14 protein-coding genes are annotated in these 17,632 nt (G+C 48.5%); all 14 read left to right on the top strand.

Going from position 1 to position 17,632, the window contains the following annotated elements; genetic code table 11:
• Nucleotides 1-28: 28 nt before the first annotated feature.
• The 14 genes from KW844_RS05465 to KW844_RS05400 all read left to right on the top strand — a co-directional run bounded on the left by KW844_RS05465 (nt 29) and on the right by KW844_RS05400 (nt 17,623).
• Nucleotides 29-766, top strand: a complete 738-nt coding sequence (locus KW844_RS05465; protein ID WP_218375707.1) for a (Fe-S)-binding protein — start codon at nt 29-31, stop codon at nt 764-766.
• Nucleotides 766-2,154 carry a lactate utilization protein B gene (locus tag KW844_RS05460; protein ID WP_218375706.1) on the top strand — a complete coding sequence of 463 codons (1,389 nt, stop codon included), beginning with the start codon at nt 766-768 and terminating at the stop codon, nt 2,152-2,154. The genes KW844_RS05465 and KW844_RS05460 overlap by 1 nt, the downstream gene beginning before the upstream one ends.
• Nucleotides 2,138-2,707 (top strand): LUD domain-containing protein, encoded by a 570-nt coding sequence (locus KW844_RS05455; protein WP_218375705.1) that lies wholly within the window; start codon nt 2,138-2,140, stop codon nt 2,705-2,707. The genes KW844_RS05460 and KW844_RS05455 overlap by 17 nt, the downstream gene beginning before the upstream one ends.
• 498 nt (nt 2,708-3,205) lie before the next feature.
• A complete protein-coding gene (locus KW844_RS05450; RefSeq protein WP_255578231.1) occupies nt 3,206-5,143 on the top strand; it encodes a nucleoside-diphosphate sugar epimerase/dehydratase in 1,938 nt (645 codons plus the stop codon).
• A gap of 44 nt (nt 5,144-5,187) precedes the next feature.
• Entirely contained in the window at nt 5,188-6,015 is an 828-nt protein-coding gene (locus tag KW844_RS05445; RefSeq protein WP_073086994.1) for a polysaccharide biosynthesis/export family protein, read from the top strand.
• A gap of 9 nt (nt 6,016-6,024) precedes the next feature.
• A complete protein-coding gene (locus KW844_RS05440; RefSeq protein ID WP_218375704.1) occupies nt 6,025-8,397 on the top strand; it encodes a polysaccharide biosynthesis tyrosine autokinase in 2,373 nt (790 codons plus the stop codon).
• Between the two features lie 18 nt (nt 8,398-8,415).
• Complete coding sequence (locus tag KW844_RS05435) at nt 8,416-9,702, top strand: nucleotide sugar dehydrogenase (RefSeq protein ID WP_218375703.1); 1,287 nt, start codon at nt 8,416-8,418, stop codon at nt 9,700-9,702.
• Nucleotides 9,703-9,727: 25 nt separating this feature from the next.
• Complete coding sequence (locus KW844_RS05430) at nt 9,728-10,726, top strand: SDR family oxidoreductase (RefSeq protein ID WP_218375702.1); 999 nt, start codon at nt 9,728-9,730, stop codon at nt 10,724-10,726.
• 34 nt (nt 10,727-10,760) lie between these two features.
• Nucleotides 10,761-12,050 (top strand): oligosaccharide flippase family protein, encoded by a 1,290-nt coding sequence (locus KW844_RS05425; protein WP_218375701.1) that lies wholly within the window; start codon nt 10,761-10,763, stop codon nt 12,048-12,050.
• Entirely contained in the window at nt 12,047-13,090 is a 1,044-nt protein-coding gene (locus KW844_RS05420; RefSeq protein WP_218375700.1) for a RimK family alpha-L-glutamate ligase, read from the top strand. Before KW844_RS05425 ends, KW844_RS05420 begins: the two co-directional genes overlap by 4 nt.
• On the top strand, nt 13,087-14,298 hold the full coding sequence (locus KW844_RS05415; protein WP_218375699.1) for an O-antigen ligase: 1,212 nt from the start codon (nt 13,087-13,089) through the stop codon (nt 14,296-14,298). The genes KW844_RS05420 and KW844_RS05415 overlap by 4 nt, the downstream gene beginning before the upstream one ends.
• 18 nt (nt 14,299-14,316) lie before the next feature.
• The gene (locus tag KW844_RS05410) at nt 14,317-15,381 is read left to right on the top strand and encodes a glycosyltransferase (RefSeq protein WP_218375698.1); all 1,065 of its coding nucleotides are present in this window, start codon (nt 14,317-14,319) and stop codon (nt 15,379-15,381) included.
• Nucleotides 15,382-15,409: 28 nt separating this feature from the next.
• On the top strand, nt 15,410-16,480 hold the full coding sequence (locus KW844_RS05405) for a glycosyltransferase (protein WP_218375697.1): 1,071 nt from the start codon (nt 15,410-15,412) through the stop codon (nt 16,478-16,480).
• Nucleotides 16,481-16,483: 3 nt separating this feature from the next.
• Complete coding sequence (locus KW844_RS05400) at nt 16,484-17,623, top strand: right-handed parallel beta-helix repeat-containing protein (protein ID WP_218375696.1); 1,140 nt, start codon at nt 16,484-16,486, stop codon at nt 17,621-17,623.
• Nucleotides 17,624-17,632 lie beyond the last annotated feature (9 nt).

Here is a 17,632-nt window from a genome sequence, read left to right as displayed (position 1 = left end):
TTTGCATACAACTTATAAATCAAGCATTTTGAAAGTCGGACTCTTTATACCCTGCTATATAGATCAGTTTTATCCGCAGGTAGGCATAGCCACGTTACAGCTTTTACAAAAGCTGGGTTGCCAGGTGGTATATCCGCAAGGACAAACCTGTTGCGGTCAGCCGATGGCCAATTCCGGTTTCGAACATCTTACACATGGCTGCAATAGCCTGTTTGTGGATCACTTCGACGGATTCGATTATGTTGTTGCCCCTTCCGGCAGCTGTGTGCTTCACATTAAAGAGCACCTGCATGAGCCCAAAAGAGAGGCAGCAGCCACCAACATACGTCAGCGCGTATACGAACTGTCTGAATTCCTCACGGATATCCTTAAAGTGGAATCCCTGCCTGCACGCTTCCCGCATAAAGTAGGCCTGCACCAGAGCTGCCACGGGCAGCGCGGCCTGCACCTCGCACAAATGACCGAACTCGTTGATCAGCCTTATTCCAAACCCGGACACCTGCTCGGTATGGTGGAAGGACTGGAGCTGGTAGACCTCGACCGCAAGGACGAGTGCTGCGGCTTTGGTGGCACCTTCTGCGTGGCGGAAGAAGCCGTATCCGTGAAAATGGGTGTAGATCGTATAGCCGATCACGTTAAGCACGATGCGGAAGTGATCACCGGTACTGACGTGAGCTGCCTCATGCACCTGGAAGGAATCATCAACCGCCGCAAACAACCACTGCGCGTAATGCATATCGCTGAAATCCTTAACAATACTATCTGATGAACAGTCATACTTCTGATCACGCTACGCTGGCCGGCAAGTTCAACGAAAATGAACCCCGCGTCAACTGGCATGATGAAACTTTGTGGTGGGTAAGAAAAAAACGCGACCGCATGGCCTGGTCTGTAAACGGCTGGGAACAGCTCAGAGATGCGGCCTCCGATATAAAAAGGCATGTGCTGGGTAACCTGCACGACTACCTCGTTCAGTTTGAACAACAAGCCATCGCCAACGGTGCAATAGTACACTGGGCCGCCGATGCGGAAGAACATAACCGTATTGTACTGGATATCCTGCAAAAGCACCAGGTGAAGCGCATGGTGAAAAGTAAGTCCATGCTCACGGAGGAATGTCACCTCAACCCGCACCTGGAAGCCCATGGCATCGATGTGATTGATACCGACCTGGGAGAGCGCATTGTGCAGCTGGCCAAAGAACCACCCAGCCACATCGTACTGCCATGTATTCATAAAAAGAAGGAAGAGATAGGCGACCTGTTTCATGAGCACCTGGGAACACCCGCTGGCAATGCAGATCCGCAGTTTCTGACTGCGGCAGCACGTATGCATTTGCGCCAGGAGTTTTTACAGGCAGATGCAGCCATCACCGGGGTCAACTTCGCAGTAGCGGAAACAGGGGAGATGGTGGTATGTACCAACGAAGGAAATGCCGATATGGGCGCACACCTCGCCAAAGTGCACATCGCCTGCATGGGGATTGAAAAGCTTATCCCCAGGCGCGAACACCTGGGCGTGTTTCTGCGCCTGCTGGCACGCAGCGCCACCGGGCAGCCGATCACCACCTACAGCAGCCATTTCCGCCAGCCAAGGGAAGGGCAGGAGCTGCATATTGTTTTGGTGGATAATGGCCGCTCCAGGCAACTGGGCCGCGAAGATTTCAGGAACAGCCTGAAGTGTATCCGTTGCGGCGCATGCATGAATACCTGCCCGGTGTATCGCCGTAGCGGAGGGCATAGTTATCATACCGCTGTTGCAGGTCCGATAGGTTCTATCCTGGCACCGAATCTTGATATGAAAGACTTCGCAGACTTACCGTTCGCATCCACACTTTGTGGCTCCTGTAGCAATGTTTGCCCGGTTAAGATCGATATACATACACAGTTGTACAAGTGGCGGCAAGTGATTGTGCAGGAAGGTTATGCCGCTACCGGAAAAAAAGTAAGCATGAAAGCAATGACTGCCGTGTTATCATCGCCCGCTACCTTTAAAGTGGCCGGTAAGATGGGACGCTGGGTGCTCAAGGCTTTGCCGGGAATGGTCAATAACGGTTTCAATCCATGGTATAAGCAAAGAGACATGCCGGCACCTCCTAAAATGTCTTTCTCCGAATGGTACGCTAAAAATAATAACGATGAGCAGCAGGGATAATATATTAAAGGCAGTTAAAAAAAATCAACCGGAGTCATCCTTGCTTCCTTCGCTGAAAGGCTTGTCTGATATGCCTGACAGCTTTGAAGACTATAAACGTGTAGTGGAAGGATTGGGTGCGGTAGTAGAAGAAGTAGTCACGGAAGAAGATATTATTCATGCGCTGGATAAACATCTGCCGGAAAGAAAAAGAACATTGGATGCAAGGTCATCCATACAACAGGAATGGATATACGAAGATCCGCATCAGCTCGAAGATGTTGATGTGGCGCTGGTTGCCGGGCAACTTGCTGTAGCTGAAAATGGTGCAGTATGGTTAACCGAGCAGCAAATGAAAGTGCGTGCGCTACCGTTTATCACGCAGCACCTCGTGCTTATCATCTCCCGTAAAAATATAATTGGTACCATGCATGATGCCTATGAAAAAATCGGCGGCCCTGAAACTGGCTTCGGCGTTTTTATTGCAGGCCCGTCAAAAACAGCAGATATCGAGCAGTCGCTTGTACTGGGTGCACACGGCGCAAAGAGCCTGCTGGTGCTGGTTACGCCTTAGTTAATAATAATACTTTTATTTTTGATAATATTAAACGCTGCGCTCGCAACGTTTAATATTATCAAAAAAAGATAGCCCCAAACCATTAGTTGGTATAATGTTTGTTTCTACTCTGTGCTTTGAGAAAAAACCATATCGAATTAGGAAATTCGAATAGCAATAACACCATATCATCAGCATTTGATAACCAGAAAATTGAAAGACCATGTATCGCAAATTAACTTTAGAGCAGCTGCCAGAGCGAACTGTAACGAGGTGCAATAAGTATCATTATAAAATACATATTAATTTTCCGTTTCGTTGATAGAGTTTTAAATTTTATTTTCTACTTTGCATTCACTATTGAAAACCGAAAATAAGTTCGAGCGTAGGAATGCAGACTTGTTAACTTGTTTAGTCCTTACAACGATGGCCTCTATGAAAAGCCTTCCACCAGCGGCTGTACAGGGACTGAACTGAGAGAGAATATTATATAACCATATCTTATTATTGAAACCTATGGTGCGGAAAACATCATGGATCACCCCGTCATGGCTCATATTGATCCTGGACTTAGGGTGTTCTATCCTCGCTATCAATCTCGCCTTTTTACTCAGGCTGAATTTTGATATGAATGACATTGCGCCTTATCCGATCGCGCATATTTCCTTGTTGGTGCTGGGAGTAAACCTCCTGTTATCATTGTCCCTGCGGACATACAGAGGAATTGTACGGCATACAGGCATGGCCGATATCGGTCACATCGCTGGTATGAATATACTGAGCAGTGCTATCCTGTTTACTATCGGTGCCGTATACACGCAGTATGCAGACTTCAACATACTGCCGCTTTCCATCATTCTGATTTATTTCTTTATCGGCACTTTCGCCCTGTTGTCGTACCGGCTGCTGGTGAAATGGACCTTCCGGTATTATTCCCTGCTGCGTTCGCAGAATAATGTGCGCGCGGCTATTTATTATACCGGTCCCACAGGCCTGCTGCTGCGTAAAGCATTGACGGAAGACCCGGCATCTGAAATACGCGTGGTGGCGTTTCTGGCGCATAATCCGGCACATGCAGGCAAGTCCATGGAAGGCCTGCACATTTATGCAGCCGAATCCGGACAACTGCATCGCCTGGTCAAACAGGCAAACATAGATACGTTGTTAATTCCTGAAGAAGATATCGAACCCTCCCGGCTAAACGAACTCGTGGACGCCTGCATGCTCCTGGATATTAAAGTGCAGAAGGTAGTGCCCGTAAGTCAGTGGATTGATGGTGTTCCTAATAATGGTGTACAATTGAAAGATATTCATATTGAGGACCTGCTCGAGCGGGCAGAAATCAAAATACGAAACCCACGTATCAGCGATGAGCTGAAAGGAAAAAATATCCTGGTAACAGGTGCTGCCGGTTCTATTGGTAGTGAGATAGTAAGGCAGCTGGTGAAATATGAACCGTCCCTGATTGTGCTGTGCGACAAAGCGGAATCCCCGCTGCACGAGCTGGAACTGGAGCTGGCAGAGAAAAGCGGGAATGTACAGATCATTCCGTTTATCGGGAATGTGTGCGACAGCAACCGTATGCAGCAGCTGTTCGATATCTATCAGCCTGCCATGGTGTACCACGCCGCCGCTTACAAACACGTGCCCATGATGGAAAAAAATCCATCCATCGCCGTGATCAACAACGTACTGGGTACCAAGGTAGTGGCCGAGCTGTCGGTAGAATACAACGTAGAGAAATTCGTGATGGTATCCACTGACAAAGCAGTGAATCCTACCAATGTAATGGGCGCTTCCAAACGCATCGCTGAAATTTTCTCCCAATCATTTAATAATTATCTCAACGATCAATACCAGCGGCCGGGGCCAGTGTATGGCACACCTCCGACACGCTTCATCACCACCCGTTTTGGCAACGTACTTGGTTCTAACGGGTCTGTAATTCCACGTTTCAAACAACAGCTCGAAAAAGGTGGCCCGCTTACCGTAACACATCCGGAAATTACCCGTTATTTCATGACCATCCCTGAAGCCTGCCAGCTCGTGCTGGAAGCGGGTTCTATGGGACAAGGCGGCGAAATATTTGTGTTCGATATGGGTAAGCCCATGAAAATTGCCGAGCTGGCACGTAAAATGATTCGCATGGCCGGCAAAGAGCCTGGTAAAGACATACAGATCGTTTATACCGGCCTGCGCCCCGGCGAAAAACTCTACGAAGAGCTGTTGAACAACGCCGAGAATACTATGCACACCTACCACGAAAAAATTATGATCGCCAAAGTGCGTACCTACGATTTCCTGGTAATAAATGAAGAGGTGGAAGACCTCATCGCAGCCGCACGCAAACATTATCTGATGCCAACAGTGGCCCGCATGAAAAAACTGGTACCCGAATTCATTAGTAAAAATTCTTCCTACGAAGAGCTGGACAAAGGGACTATAACGATGTAAACTACGGCGTACGCAAACGCCTATATAAAAATTGAATAGTGATTATGATTGTAACAAACGAAAAACGGACAGATGCAACGCAGCCCAGGTACAGATCTCTGTACTGGCTGCTGCTACTGGTCTCCTTTGGCATGTTTGCCTGTAGTACACCCAAAAATATTACGTATTTCAAGGATCTGTCGGATACACTACCAAATGCAGCAGTCACACAAGCTATCTATAAAACGCCTTCCATCCAGGTGGACGACATTTTACAGGTAACCATTCAAACACTCGATCCGAATGCCACTGCCATGCTCAATCAGCAAGGTCAAACGCAGCCGGGACTTGCACCTGCCGGAACGCCGGTGACCAACATCAACGGATATCTCGTGGATAAGGATGGCAATATCTCTCTCCCTATGATTGGAAAGATGATGGTGAAAGGAAAAAGCACCGATGCGGTAAGAGATGAAATCCAGGCTAAAGCCGCCACTTTTTATAAAGATCCGGTGGTAAACGTACGCTTCGCCAACTTTAAAGTGACCGTACTGGGAGAGGTAACCAAACCATCTTCCTATATTATGCCAAACGAAAAAGTAACCTTAATGGATGCTTTGGGTATGGCCGGCGATCTTACCATCTACGGTAAACGCGAGAACGTACTCCTCATCAGGGAAAATGATGGCAGAAAGGAATTCGTTCGCTTTAATCTTAACAACAGCAACCTGTTTACCTCTCCTTACTACTATCTGCGGCAGGGAGATGTCATATATGTGGAACCTAACAAAAACAAAGTGGCCTCCACAGATATGCAGCAGGTAAAACGTATTTCAATTATGGCCTCTGTACTGTCGCTGCTGATCGTGGTGGCATCCAGGATTAACTTTTAATCATTTACCATGCAGGAGAACAAATATCAATCATTCAACGGGAAGTACCAGGTAAATGGCAACGGCCATTCCACTCAGCCGGAAGCCTCATTGGATCTGCGTAAACTGCTGGACCGCCTCGGCAGGTCGTGGTACTGGTTCCTGCTCAGCGTGATCCTCACCTGTTCACTGGGATTCGTGTATCTGCGGTACGCTTCACCGGGATATAAGATTAATGCAAAGATCCTTGTGGAAGATCAGAACAAGGGTTCGGAAATCCCAGGCGCTGAAATCCTTCAGCAGATGGAGATGTTTAGCAACAAGAGCAGTGTCGACAATGAGCTTGAAATTATTACCTCCCGCTCCCTCATGGAAAAGGTGGTCAAAGACCAGCACCTCAACATCAGGTACCTGATAGAAGGAAGGCTGAAGAAAACAGAACTCTACGGCAACGTGCCTTTCACCATGAATTGGCTTACCTTAAAAGACAGCGTGGCACTGGCAAACTATACGGTAAAACCATTGGGTAAAGACAGCTTCCAGCTGAGTACCCCGTTATGGAGCCGCAATGGTGCCTGGGGCGATACCATGCAGGTTACTGCTGGGCTGCTCCGTATGGACCGTAACAGCGATTTCGCGCTGGACCACAGTGAGTACACCGTGCAGGTGGCAGCCGTTGATAAAACGGTAGCAGAGTACCAGCGTCAGCTGGAAGCCAGTATTCCGAATAAACAGGTAAGTACCATCGACCTTACCCTGTCATCAGAAATTCCAAGAAAAGGGGAGATGGTGCTCAATAAGCTCATCGATGCGTATAAGCGTGCCAGTGTGGATGATAAAAACCGCATCGCCGATAGTACCATCGCCTTTATTGATGCACGCCTGGGCATCGTTACCGGCGAGCTCTCCGGCGTGGAAAGGAATATCCAGCGCTTCAAGGAAGACAATCAGCTGGCTGATATCAGCGAACAGGCCAAGCTGCTGGTGGCTGGTACCGGGGACTCCCGCAAGCAGCTGATCGACAACCAGGTGAAACTGAATGTGGTGCAGTCGCTTGAAAACTATGTAAAAGACGAAAAGAACAATAAAAGGGTAGTGCCTGCGGCTATCGTCGTGCAGGACCCCACCTTCATCGGCATCGTTGAAAAATACAACACCCTGCAGCTGGAACGCGAACGCCTGCTGCTGGCTAACACCGAAGGCAACCCGATGATCCGCAATATCGATGGTCAGCTGGCTGGCCTCCGTGGGGACCTGCTCAGCAACCTGTCCACCTTCCGGAAAGGGTTGGAGCTAAGTATGGAAGCCTTGCAACAGGACGCCGGCGCTCTTAATGCCCAAATACAGAAAGTGCCAAGAACCGAACGCGTATATCTCGATTACTCCCGCCAACAAGCAATAAAACAGGAACTATACCTGTATCTGCTTAAAAAGCGCGAAGAATCGGCGATCTCCAAGTCTTCCAATCTGGCTATCGCAAAAGTGATTGACGCGGCTAAAAGCGATCCTAAGCCCTTTAAACCGAAAGGTTTGTTTATCTATCTGATCGCCTTTATCTTTGGTATGGGCTTACCGGCAGGACTTTTCTACCTGGGCGACCTCCTCAACAGGCGTATCCGCAGCAGGGAAGAATTGCAGTCACTCACCCCGGTACCTGTACTGGCAGAGATTGGCCATAACACCGAAGGTGAACTGGTAGTCGTAAGAAAGGATGTAAGAACCCCGCTGGTAGAACAGTTCAGGGCATTGAGAACAAACCTGCAGTTCATTATGGCAAACCCGCAGGAAAAGGTTATCCTCCTCACCTCCAGCATGAGCGGAGAAGGAAAATCCTTCGTAGCCACCAACCTGGCAGCAGTAATCGCTCTTTCAGGGAAAAGAGTGCTGCTCATGGAAATGGACCTGCGTAAACCTAAAATTTCTGAAAACCTGGGTCTTAGCAACCACACCGGCTTCAGTACCTACGCTATCGGTAAATCAGCCCTCGATTCCGTGCTGAAACCCTCCGGTATCCATGAAAACTGCTGGCTGATGTCGTCCGGACCCATCCCTCCAAATCCGGCAGAACTGCTGCTGATGGAAAATACCGGCCTGCTCTTTGCAGAGCTCCGCAAAATGTTTGACTATATCATTGTTGATACCGCACCGGTAGGACTGGTGACAGATGCCCAGCTCCTCGGACGCCTCGCCGATGCATCACTTTATCTGATGCGCCAGGGGTACACGTTCAAGGAACAGGTGAAACTTACCAAAGACCTGCAGCAGAAAATGCCCCGACTCAATATCATCCTCAACGATGTGAAACAGGGCACCTCCTACGGTTATGGCTACGGTTACGGCTATGGCATGGAAGAAGAAGACAACAAACCAATGAGAAAATTGAAAAAAGTATTCAGCAAATAATAAATTTTTGAAAACACTATGAATCAGGATATTAAAATCGGAGTAATTGGCCTGGGCTATGTAGGATTACCACTGGCAGTAGAATTTGCCAAAAAATTCAAGGTGATCGGCTTTGACATCAACGCAGCCAGAGTGGCTGAACTCATGGCAGCAAATGATCATACGCTGGAAGTATCTTCTGAACAACTCAAAGAAGTGCTCACCGACTGTACCACGCCAACCGGTTTGTATTGTACCAATGAACTGGATCGTATCGCACCGTGCAACTATTACATCATCACAGTGCCTACACCAGTGGATAAAAACAATCGCCCCGACCTCACCCCGCTCTTCAAAGCAAGTGAAACAGTAGGGAAGGTGCTGAAAAAAGGAGATATCGTGGTGTACGAATCCACCGTATATCCAGGCGTTACAGAGGATGAATGTGTACCTGTACTGGAAAGAGTTTCAGGACTCACCTTCAACAAAGACTTCTTTGCCGGCTATTCTCCGGAACGTATCAACCCGGGCGATAAAGAACATACCGTATCTAAAATCCTGAAAGTGACTTCCGGCTCTACCCCTGAGGTAGCTGAAAAGGTAGATCAGCTGTATAAATCCGTGATCACTGCCGGCACGCATAAGGCTACCACCATCAAAGTAGCAGAAGCAGCCAAGGTAATTGAAAACGCACAACGTGATATCAACATCGCCTTCGTAAACGAACTGGCGAAAATATTCAACCGCCTCGGCATCGATACCGACGAAGTATTGCAGGCCGCCGGCACTAAATGGAACTTCCTGAAATTCCGTCCGGGACTGGTAGGTGGTCACTGTATCGGTGTAGATCCGTACTACCTGGCACAAAAAGCACAGGAAGCCGGCTACCATCCTGAAATCATCCTCGCAGGCCGCCGCCTCAACGATGGCATGGGCGCCTACGTTGCTCAGGAAGTAATCAAACTGATGGTGAAAAAAGATATCCCGGTAAAAGGTGCTAAAATCCTCGTTCTCGGTATCACCTTCAAGGAAAACTGCCCGGATGTACGCAACACCAAAGTGGTAGACATCCTCAACGAACTGCAGGACTTTGGTACAAATATTACCGTATACGACCCATGGGCTACCCCTGCGGAAGTAGAACATGAGTACGGCTGGAAATCCACACAGGAGTTAAGCACCGTATGCGACTACGACGCTGTAATCCTGGCTGTATCACATAATGAATTTAAAGAGTTAAATATTAATAAGCTCTGTAAGAACCGTGCTGTAGTGTACGATGTGAAGGGAGTGCTGCCGAAAGAACTGACAGACGCCCGTCTTTAATCTCTTTTCTCTTTAAAACAAAAAAATGTACGACAAACAATATCATAACGATCAAATCAATAACGCCTCCTTCCTCATCACCGGTGGCGCAGGATTCATTGGTTCCAACCTGGTGGAGTACCTGCTGAAATACGGTGCCGGCAAGGTGCGCGTGCTCGATAATTTTTCTACCGGCAGCATGGATAACCTGCGTCCTTTCCTGGATAATCCGGCATTCGAACTCCTGGAAGGAGATATCCGTAATCTGGATACCTGCCGCGAAGCCGTGGCCGGTATGGACTATGTATCCCACCAGGCGGCACTGGGCTCCGTGCCAAGGTCTATCAACGACCCGGTTACTTCCAATGATGTCAACATCACCGGTCACCTCAATATGCTGGTAGCCTCCAGAGACGCTGGTGTGAAGAGAATGGTGTACGCCGCCAGCTCCAGCACCTACGGCGATCACCCGGGCCTGCCTAAAGTGGAAGACCAGATCGGTAAGCCACTCTCGCCCTACGCAATCACGAAATATGTAAATGAATTATACGGAGATATTTTCTCCCGCACTTATAAATTCCACACGATAGGACTACGGTATTTCAACGTATTTGGGCCACGCCAGAATCCGCGCGGACCATACGCTGCCGTTATCCCGCTGTTTATTGAATCGGCGCTGAAAAATGAAGCACCTTTCATCAATGGCGACGGTGAAACCAGCCGCGACTTCACCTTTGTGGAGAATGCAGTACAGGCAAACGTAAAAGCCATGCTGCTGCCGGAACTGGATAAACATGAAGTGATCAACATCGCCTTCGGTGAACGTACCACCCTCAATGAACTGTGGGAAGGTATCACCGCCATGACAGGCATCACCCTCCAGGCCCAGTACCGCGATGAGCGTGCCGGCGACGTACGTCACAGCCTGGCCAATATAGGTAAAGCTAGTAACCTGATAGGATATACACCCGAATTTTCAGTGCAGGATGGCCTCAAACTGGCCGTGAGTTGGTATGCCGCTAACCTGCAGCGCAGCGCAATCTAATTTTTTACCGCAGTAGCGGTTGGAGAACCTTTTTATGAACTTAACCATATCAAAGCTACGACGCAAGTGGTCAGACACTGCCGTGAAATACCGCAGTCATGCCCCTAAGAAGTTGTCCGGAGAACACAAAACACTCCTGCGCAACTTCGGAGCACTCTCGGTATTGCAAGGGCTTAACATGATCCTGCCCCTCATCACACTCCCATACGTGCTCCGCATCTTCGGCGCCGAAAAGTATGGCGTGATCGTACTGGCAAACTCCTTGCTGATGTACTTCCAGGGCTTTGCAGATTTCAGCTTTAATATCACCGCCACCAGGGATGTGGCTGTACACCGCCACAGCAAACGTACACTCAGCCTGATTTACAGCCGCGTGCTATCTACCAAGGCAATACTCGTGCTGTTTTCGTTCCTGCTGTTTTTACCACTGGTACTGCTGGTGCCACAGTTTGCAGAAAACAAACTGGTATTTCTGCTGACCTTCCCCGCACTGGCCGGATATGCCTTATTTCCAGACTGGTTCTTCCAGGGAGTAGAGGAAATGAAAGTAATCACCATCCTTTCTGCCTGCATAAAAATTTTCTTTACGATCTGCATTTTCGTGTTCATCCGCAAACCCGAGGACTTCTTCTGGTATCCGCTGTTCCAGGCGCTGGGCTACATCGGCGCAGGCCTGTACGCACAATACCTGATGCTTACGCGCTATCAGTTGCGGTTTAATTTTATCGGGTTCGCCAGGATAAAGGAAGTGTTGCGTAGCAACTTCAGCATCTTTATCAACCAATTTCTTCCTAATCTCTACAACAATTCTACCACCTTCCTGCTGGGGATACTTACGGGTACCTCAGCAGTGGGGGTGTACGGTGCCGCCAAGAGCCTGATCGAAGCGGCCAATGCAGGGCTTAACATTCTGTCGAGAGTATTTTTTCCATTCCTCAACCGCAGGAGCGGCGCCTTCAGCAAATTCCAGAAACTCATACTGGCCGCTGGTGTAGCCCTCTGCGCAGGAATCTGTGTATTATCCATTCCTATTACTAAAATATTTCACCTCCAGGGCACAGCCGCCGTTTGGATACTGTGCATCATGGCTGTCAGCGTATTTTTCATGGCCATGTACTACTGCTACGGCACCAATTACTTTATCGTAAAACGTGCGGATAAGCTGGTAATGAAAAATACCTTATACGCTTCCATAACCGGCTTTGTGATGGCCTTCCCGCTGATCATGCTGTTTTCAGGTGTAGGCGCGGCCATCAACCTGGCCATGGCAAGAGGAATGATGGGCATCGGCCTGTGGTGGAAATATAAAACTGAAGAGAAATGAAATTAGCCATTCATCATACACCGGGATCTTTCAGTGACAGATGGATCGATTACTGTCGCAATAATGCGATACCATATACGCTGGTAGACTGCTACCGCAATGATATCATCGAACAGCTGAAAGACTGCGACGCCCTGCTGTGGCACTGGCATCATGGCGATTATAAAGCGGTACGCTTTGCGCGCCAGCTGACCTATTCGCTGGAAGCTGCCGGCAAACTGGTGTTTCCGGATAGTAAAACCGTTTGGCACTTTGATGATAAAGTTGGTCAGAAATATTTGGCGGAAGCCTTGAATGCCCCTATGGTGCCTTCTTTTGTTTTTTATGACAAAACGCAGGCACTCGATTGGATCAATACCACCACCTTCCCAAAGGTGTTTAAACTCAGGGGAGGCGCAGGTGCTTCAAACGTGCGCCTGGTAAAGGATGCAGCCGCTGCCAGGAAACTGGTAGGTAAGGCTTTTGGCCGGGGATTTGCAGCCCGTGACCGTTTTAATCGCTTCATTGATGCGGTGTGGCGGCTAAAGCGCGATAGAAACGGTGCTGCTTTTCTCGGTCTGTTCCGCGGAATCGGCAGAATCTTTATCCCCACCATGTACGAAAAAATGCACGGCCGCGAAAAAGGTTATGTCTACTTCCAGGAATTTATGCCGGAAAATAACTTTGATACACGTATCATCGCTATCAACGGGAAAGCCTTTGCCATCAGGCGTTACAACCGGGAAGGCGATTTCCGCGCCTCCGGCTCCGGCCTCATCGGGTACGAGCGTAAACTCTTCGATGAAAGATGTGTACGCATTACCCTCGACCTCGCAGAAAAAATGCAGTCTCAAAGCCTGGCACTCGACTTTATATATGATCAGCACCAGCAACCGCTGATCGTAGAAATGAGCTATGGCTTTGCCATCACCGTGTATGATAAATGCACCGGTTACTGGGATGCTGACCTGCACTGGCACGAAGGTCCTTTTGTGCCGCAGCATTTTATGATCGACGGTATGCTCGATCAGATTGCCAAACAAAAACCTGCGTACACATGAAGCCACTGCCGGTAAAAATATTGGTAACCATGTTCATTATGAGCCTGCTGTTCCTCAACAAGGAATGGCTGGTAATCTATGGATGGGGAATTACCATACTCATGTACTTCGCTTTCTTCCTGGACCTCCATAATGTGAGGACCTTTAATTTCAGTGCCAATGTGCATGGCTACAGGATTTTCCTGCTGGCCATGCTGGCATTGCTTTCTACCATATGGTCCCCCGATCCGGATGCTACCTTGCAGCACTCCCTCGTTATGCTCATCCTGGTAGCGAATAGTTTTATACTCTATTATTTTATGGTGAGATATAACCTGTATTCCACCATGACTACCCTGGTACTGATCTATTCGTTCGTCAACTACTCGCTGGCGGTAGGTATTCCGGTGTTCAGATTCCTGGAGAATAAGGATGAAGAAATGATGCGCTTTATCGGTACAGAACTCAACCCAAATTACCTGTCCATCATGCTGATGTTCTCCATCTTCCTCAGCCTGCTGGCTTTTCATCGCCATGAGTTGAAAACCAATGCGGCTAAGGGAATTCATATCGTGAACATCCTGCTGGCATTATACACCATTTTCCTCACGGCCTCCCGCAAAGGTATTGGCTTCAGTCTGCTGCTGATATTCGTCTACCTGATGATTAATATCCGCAGTCTGCTTGGATCATTTAAAACCATCGCCTTTGCCGCCATCGCTGTTATGGTAGCCTCTTTTTTCCTGAAAGGAGATTTTTTGAGTGAGACGTTAGCGCCGGCGTTTGATCGTATCGGTCGTTTATTCTTAACGATCGGCGGCCGCGATAGTGAAGGCAGCACGGAAGACCGTGTACGCTTCATCCGCGAAGGGTGGGAGCAGTTTACTGCCAGTCCGCTCGTAGGATACGGTGCTGCCAGCTTCAAATATTACTATCATTTTTACGCGCACAATAATTATATAGAACTGCTTTTTGGGGTAGGCTTCCTCGGTCCCATCATCTACTACAGTATTCACTTTTCCGTATTGCATAAGCTCTGGAAACATCGTACAGGATTGTTTCTGGCAGCATTTGTGCTGGTGTTGATGCTGATGGATGTAGGACTCGTAGCCTATTATGATAAACGAATTATGCTGATGTTGCTGGTGATCATCATCACCGCCGAAAAGGAAATACAGGAGAAAGATCTCATGGTAAGCCTGCAGCGTTTTCCACTGAGCCTTAACTAACCGTTAAACCTCTTGTTGATGAAAAAGAAAATAGTATTCATATTACCCAGTCTGAAAGGTGGCGGCGCCGAGAAAGTAGTGATGAACATCATCAACTCCCTCGACGCGTCCAAACTGGAAATATACCTGGTGGTAATTTGTCCGGCTTATGATTATATAGACCTGATTACCCAACAGGTGAAACTGATCAAACTGGAGAAACCTAACGCCAGCGCAGGTACGCGCGATTTATTTAGAGTGCTGAAAGAACTGCAACCAGATGTAGTGTTCACCACACTGAACCATATCAGCATCATTACCATCCTGATGCGTAAACTGACAGGTGGTAAATATGTTAATGTAGTGCGACTACCTACACTGCCAAGCAACCGGCTGGGCGCAGGTTTCAAAGGTAAGCTCGAACGCTTCCTCAACAGTCGAGTACTCCGCCATGCACATCACGTGATCGCACAAACGGCGCAGATGAAAGAAGAGGCTGAAACATTTTATCGCATACCGGCAAAAAAAGTAAGACATATTCCTAACCTGGTAAACACCAAACAGGTAGAAACACTGGGAAAGGAGCTGATTAACGTTTTCGATAACACGCGATTCAATATAGTAGCGGCTGGCTCGCTGTATTCAGCTAAGGGGTTCGATGTGCTGATTAAAGCCATGCCGGCCGTTTTAGAGGCCATCCCCCATGCAAGACTGCACATCCTCGGCAGGGAAAATACCGAACCTGGATATGGTAATATGCTGCGTAAACTCGTGGCCGACAACCAACTGCAGGACCATGTATTGTTCCATGGTTTCAAATCCAATCCATATCCTTATTTCCGGGAAGCGGATCTATTTGTGCTCTCTTCCCGCAAAGAAGGATTTCCTAATGTAGTGCTGGAAGCGCTGCTACTGGGAACGCCGGTGGTAGCCACCAACTGCGTGGATTTCAAAGGAATTATATCACCCGGTATCAACGGGTTTACCGTACCGGTAGCTGATGAACAGGCGCTGGCAACAGCCATCATCGATGCCCGGCATATGGCCGCTCCTAAACTGGCGGTCAGCAATTTTGACTATTCATCATTTTTTATGTCCGTTTAAGCAGATGAACAACCGTAAAATTTTATTCGTGATTACAAGCCTTGGATTTGGTGGGGCAGAAAGTCAGCTGCTGGGAATTATTCCTGCACTGGCCGACAGAGGCTATGAAATCTCCCTGCTTACCATCAAAACCGATCTCGGCCTGCTGGGCAGGCTGGATAAGCGTGTGCGCCACTACGACCTCGGTCTCAACGGCGCAAAGTCCATCCTGTCCGCCTTCCGTAAGCTCACACAGGTAATCAAAAAAGAGAAACCGGATATTATCCATACACACCTGTATCACGCTAACCTGATCGGGCGCTTCGTAAAAATGCGCTACCCCGCTATCCGCGTCATCAATACTTCTCATAGTAACTACGATGCGCGCAAACGCGTGATCAGTCCATACCTGTTTTATAAACTGACTTCCCGCTGGGTCGATTATCATACAGCCGTGTCCGTGCCCGCACTGGAACTGCTGCACGAGAAAGGTAGTATCGATGCACGCCGTTCAGCAGTAATCTATAACGCTATTGACGTAGATCGATTTGCGATGCCTGCTGAAAAGCCCGCTCATCCGGTATTTCGGTGGATTGCCATCGGTCGCCTGATCGAAGTAAAGGACTACCGCAACCTGTTCGATGCCTTACAGCTGCTATTGCGCTCAGGCATGCAGTTTACCGTTGATATTGCGGGAGATGGTGATTTGAAGCATGACCTAAAGGCACAGGTAGAGCTGGCAGGCCTCAATCGCCACGTGCGCTTTTTAGGGTTGGTAAAAAATATTTCTCAGGTCCTTCCGGACTACGACGGATACGTGATTTCCTCCCGTAGCGAGGGCATGCCAATGGCGCTGCTCGAAGCGATGTCCGCCGGCCTGCCGGTAACAGGTACAGATGTAGGCGGTATCCGCAGCATCCTCGAAGGTGCAGGCGGAGGAGTAGTTGTAGCTCCCCGTGATCCGGTAGCCCTGGGCGCCGGCATGACGCAGCTCATGAAAATGGATCACGACAGCAGAACCAAATGGGGCAGGCAAAATGCCGACTTCGTAAAAGATAATTTCGAAAAGTCCATGATCCTCAATACCTGGGAAACGATATACGAAAACACAAAAGCTTAGTTTATGCGTAGACGTTGTTTTGCATTTGCCGCTGCCCTGACCCTCTGGATGGGCTGTTATGCACAGGATATATTCCAGTACAAGCCACTGCCGGCTACTTACAGTAACCTGTCGGCCGCGGGGCAGTACAGATCGGAAGCGGCATCGCTGACCAGTGGCGCTTACGATCTCACTAAAGCCTTACCTGCAGGTTATGTGAAAGATGGATCAGTGGATTATACGACAGCATTGCAAAACGCGCTCAATGCCAACAAGGTAGTGAAGATGCCCAATTTTCCGGTGCTCATCAACGATAACGGATTACTGCTGAAAAGCAATTCCACTGTCGTTTTTCAGCCCAACTCTTCGCTGGTGTTACAGTCCAGCAACAAAGGAAAGTACGCCATGCTGAAGCTGCTGAATATACAAAATGTGAAGCTCTATAACCCGGTACTGGTGGGCGACAGGGATCATCACAGCGGCAACGGCGGCGAATGGGGAATGGGCATTGATATACGCTCCAGCGATAATATTAATATTTATCATCCACAGGTGAGTAAGTGTTGGGGAGATGGGATTTATATTGGGCACGCCGATAAGTCCACTACCAATACCAACATAAATATATACTACGCCAACGTGGATAATAACCGCAGAAATGGTATTACCATCGGCTCGGTGAAAGGCCTGAAGCTGATCAACCCCGTGGTGAGTAATACCGCCGGAACCTTGCCTATGGCGGGTATTGATATAGAGCCTAACAGCAGTGCCGAACAGGTCGATGACATACTGATTGATAAACCAGTTACGTATAATAATGCCCGTTATGGCCTGGTGGTAGGTTTAGGACGCCTGCCTGGCCCTGACCAGAAACAGGTAAACATCACCATCAACAAGCATGTGGATGATGCCAGCGCTATCGCTTTCTGGATGGGAGGGATGGACGGTAAGTATACTGCGGCAGATAAACCGCTTGCAGGAAACATACAGGTAATAGATCCGGTGTGGAAGAATAACAGCAATGCCTTTAAAAGCTCTCGTAACTACGAATTTGCACCGAAGTGCAAGTTTAAAAATATATCGATTCAGAAGCCCGGCAGCAACAATGAACTGGACAAACTGAAAAAAGCACAGGCCAATAAGAAAAACCTGGAGATAGAATAACCGAAAAAC

Source organism: Chitinophaga sp. sic0106 (genome assembly GCF_019219075.1).
Taxonomy (GTDB): domain Bacteria; phylum Bacteroidota; class Bacteroidia; order Chitinophagales; family Chitinophagaceae; genus Chitinophaga.
This window is presented reverse-complemented; position numbering and strand designations above follow the sequence as displayed.